The sequence below is a fragment of the uncultured Bacteroides sp. genome (genome assembly GCF_905207245.1).
Lineage (GTDB): Bacteria > Bacteroidota > Bacteroidia > Bacteroidales > Bacteroidaceae > Bacteroides.
The window spans coordinates 1-3525 of sequence record NZ_CAJLKP010000171.1; the positions used below are offsets into that span (position 1 = coordinate 1).

The 3525-nt window shown below is 41.2% G+C and carries 4 protein-coding genes; 2 read left to right on the plus strand and 2 right to left on the minus strand.

Annotation, left to right across the window (positions count from 1 at the left end; all coding sequences use genetic code 11):
* Nucleotides 1–203 precede the first annotated feature (203 nt).
* Both QZ135_RS25035 and QZ135_RS24715 read left to right on the plus strand, forming a co-directional pair.
* Entirely contained in the window at nucleotides 204–482 is a 279-nt protein-coding gene (locus QZ135_RS25035; protein WP_365979444.1) for an RHS repeat-associated core domain-containing protein, read from the plus strand.
* 575 nt (nucleotides 483–1057) lie between these two features.
* Nucleotides 1058–1495: a hypothetical protein gene (locus tag QZ135_RS24715; protein ID WP_294615758.1), complete on the plus strand. Its 438-nt coding sequence runs from the start codon at nucleotides 1058–1060 to the stop codon at nucleotides 1493–1495.
* Between the two features lie 296 nt (nucleotides 1496–1791).
* On the opposite strand, the gene QZ135_RS24720 is transcribed toward QZ135_RS24715, so the two are convergent.
* On the minus strand, nucleotides 1792–2709 hold the full coding sequence (locus tag QZ135_RS24720; RefSeq protein WP_294615760.1) for an alpha/beta hydrolase: 918 nt from the start codon (nucleotides 2707–2709) through the stop codon (nucleotides 1792–1794).
* 94 nt (nucleotides 2710–2803) lie between these two features.
* Nucleotides 2804–3525: AraC family transcriptional regulator (locus tag QZ135_RS24725; protein WP_294615762.1), on the minus strand; the 722-nt coding region annotated here is incomplete at its 5' end.

The window sequence follows — 3525 nt, forward strand, 5'->3', positions numbered from 1 at the left end:
TCCTTTTAAGGCTGATGTTTTGGAGCCGCGATGGGAGTATGCCCTATGAACGGTGGGTACCCAAGAAACGCGGCATGCCTCCAAAGAAGAAAAAGTAAAAGAATACATAAAAAGTAAGGGCCCTAGTGATTACCGGGGCCCTTCCTTTTTGATAAAGCCTTCTATTGTGCTGGAATTTTAGGAAACGAGTCGATATAATAAATTTGACCACCTACGAGTACGACACCTGGGGCAAACTCATTTCCTCCAGTGGCAGCCTAGCGGACATCAACCCCCTGCGGTACCGTGGATACTATTACGATACCGAAACAGGCTTCTACTACCTGCAAAACCGCTGCTATTCCCCCGTGGTCTGCCGGTTTATCAATGGAGTCAAGCAAACTCCTACGGGCGCTGGCATAGTAGGATATAACATGTTCGCTTATTGCCACGATAAATTTGGTGAGGTAAAAAGCTATGGATATCCGGCCAGTTCTATATAGAATCTTCTTCCCGTTTTTGCTGCTTTTTATTATTGCATTTGTATATGCTTTCAGACAGTTTCTTAAAAGCAAAACGAGAGTACGCCGAAAAAGAAGCGGGATTCCTTCTTCAGAGAAAAAGAGGAAATCTGAAATTGTTTTCGCCTCCATAATTTGTGTGCTCTGTTTTTCCTATATGCTGTACCTATCCTGCGACTTAGTATTCCGTGACTATAGGACATCTGAAGGCGTCTTTCTGAAGTTTAATAGAAGTCGTTATGAGCTTTTAGTCTGGGATGTCAATTTTGAAATTGATGGAGCAACAGACTGTTTTACTCTGATGGATTCTGTGGTCAATGTTCATGATCTGATCCCTGGCTGCACTTACGAAATAACCTACGCTAAACGGACCAACATGGTACTCTCCTTTACTCCGCCTCAATCGTAAGTTAAGTGAAATATACCGATAACATGGCAGGAATGGGCTGCTTATGTCAGCCCTTTGTATTTGGGATCTCTTTTCTTTTTTGAAGCGTATGCATGAATTACCTTCGCAAGGTAAAATTGTCTATGTAAAAATAAAGGATTGATTGAAAATGATACCCATTATTTATAGAGTTGCCTTCCCCTTTCTTCTCCTTTCAATAATAGCCTTAATTGAAGCCGTCGTTCAGTATCGGTTGTGGAGGAAAGAAAAGCAACGTGCAAAAAAAACTGTGAGAAACAAACACAAAGTTATTGCATTGTTCTGCTTAGTTGCATTTGTTGGTCTTACTTCATATTCAATTTATTTATCCCAAGATGCTATTCTGAAAGATTACGTGGTTTGTGAGAGCGTTTATATTCGTGGTTTTCGAAGTGTTCGTTCATTTGGCGTATGGGATGTAGACTTTGAAATTGACGAAAAAACCAAAAGACTCAATTTGTTAAATTCCACAGAAGATATTCAAAATCTCACCCCCAATAAAAGTTATACTATAACTTACGGAAAGAGGACAAACATGGTAATTTCTGTTCGTTCCGCAGATACTTGAGCCGGCACTACATTGGGAGTCAGTGGAGCACCTATTGCAATTCTAAAAGTTTTGATATTTATGTTTGTGGTACAATTAAGAAAATTGCTTTTTCTCGAATTTACCTGTTTCCAGAATACAAAACTTGAGGCCTTCAACTCCTTGGTTGAAGGCCTTAAGTTTATCTCTAATCTTAGTTCTCTTTCCTCCCCGCTGGCAGCCCAGTGCGAATGGTAAACTTATTTGGTCATCCATCCACATTTTGGGGACACAACACGAAATACACAATATCCCCCGTTCCCTTCAAGACCATGTTCTCATAAAAAACGCTGGTAAAATCGCAAGATTGGTAAAACATGATTTTCTTCGATAAATTCCGGAGATGTGCCGACATGCTTTGCGCCTTCAATCATATCCAGCACTACATTTTCTTCTCCAATTTGAGCACCCAGTTTTTCCGCGAACTCAATTGCTTGTATGGGTGGGATAATGGTGTCTTTCGTTCCGTGCTGAATATAGAAAGGTGGTGCAGCTTGGCTTAAATAAGTATCTACACTGGCAACCTTTGCTAATTCTCCCAAACAATTTTTAGGTGTCCCAAGGTAATCAGATAAGATCGTACTGCTCTCGTCCAGCATATTTTTGTGAAGCTCAGGAGATAAGTAATCAACTTCGGTCAATTGCTCATAGTGACGCACCAAATTGATTAAAGGTGCCACAGCGGCAACCGCCTTTACAGAACAAGAAACGTCCGTTAGCGCATCGGTTTTCTCATCCAGGAAATCGGTATCCTGAGTTGTCCCCACGATGGAAACCAAATATCCCCCAGCAGAATCGCCATATAAGAAAAAATGCTGAGGGTCAAGACCATATTCCGTACCGTGTGCTTTTAAAAATCGGATAGCCTTTTTCACGTCAATAATTTGTGATGGAAACCGAAATTCCGGCACCAGTCGGTAGTTTACAGAAACCAGCGCAAATTCTTCTCGCAAAGCGAAAAATCCAGGATAAACGCTCAAATCACGTTTATCGCAGCGGGAAAATCCACCGCCATGAACAAGAATCATTACCGGAAAAGGTGCTTGTCCAGTTTCAGGCAGATAAATGTCCATTTTTTGCAGATGATGCGGGCCGTAAGAAACATCCAAATGTTTTCTGTGAATATGATCAAATACGGGTACAGGATATTCTCCGTCTAAGTTTACCCATTCAGAAATAAATTTTGCTCCACGCATAGTGCGCACAATTATCACCCTTTCACTATGAACAAAGCCATTATCGGGGGAATAAACGAGGTAAACTATCCTTTATGTTCTAAAGATAGTATCCTCATCCCCTGGCGATCATTTTATTTCGATATTCCGAAGGCAAGCAGCCAACATTCTTTTTGAACTGGCGTGAAAAATAGCTTGGATTCATATAACCCACCGCATAACTGACATCATACAGCTTGTTGGATAAATCCATTAACAGCTCTTTTGCTTTTTCCATACGCACCATAGTCAAGTACCGGTTAATGGTGGTTCCTGTTGCTTGGTGAAATAATAAGCAAAGATACGTAGGCGTAAGATACACTTCCGCAGCCAATTCATTTATGGTTAAATTCTCGCCATATCGTTCCCGTATGGTTTTTTGGACCTGCTGAATCATGCCTAAAGTAGCCGAATCATTTTTCAACTGAATGAGATTGCGAATACTAATTCCGTACTGAAGCAATAATTTTCGCATTTGCTCCAGTGTCTCAGCATGAAACAGCTGATCTAAAATGGATTGCTGGGAAAGGGAGCCCTCTTCTCCCTCCCCCATTTGTTCTCTCAACACGCTGTATACTTCAAAAATATAACGACTGATTATATTTCTGTAAAACGTAATGTTAATTGAATGTAATTTTGTGAGTCGCGCGAACTGTTCATTCACCCACTCGATCCAGTCCTTCTCTTCCTTTTCCAGCAACAACGCGCGGATATTGGCAACCGGGACCTTTTCATCCGACAGACCGGCTTCCGGAGCCATGGAAAAATTATATGGTATAACCATTTCGCCACCCAGAT

Bases quoted from the DNA above. Each gene is read 5' to 3' on its own strand.
- QZ135_RS24715 (WP_294615758.1), top strand. From the start codon at position 1,058: ATGATACCCATTATTTATAGAGTTGCCTTCCCCTTTCTTCTCCTTTCA.
- QZ135_RS24720 (WP_294615760.1), bottom strand. From the start codon at position 2,709: ATGCGTGGAGCAAAATTTATTTCTGAATGGGTAAACTTAGACGGAGAA.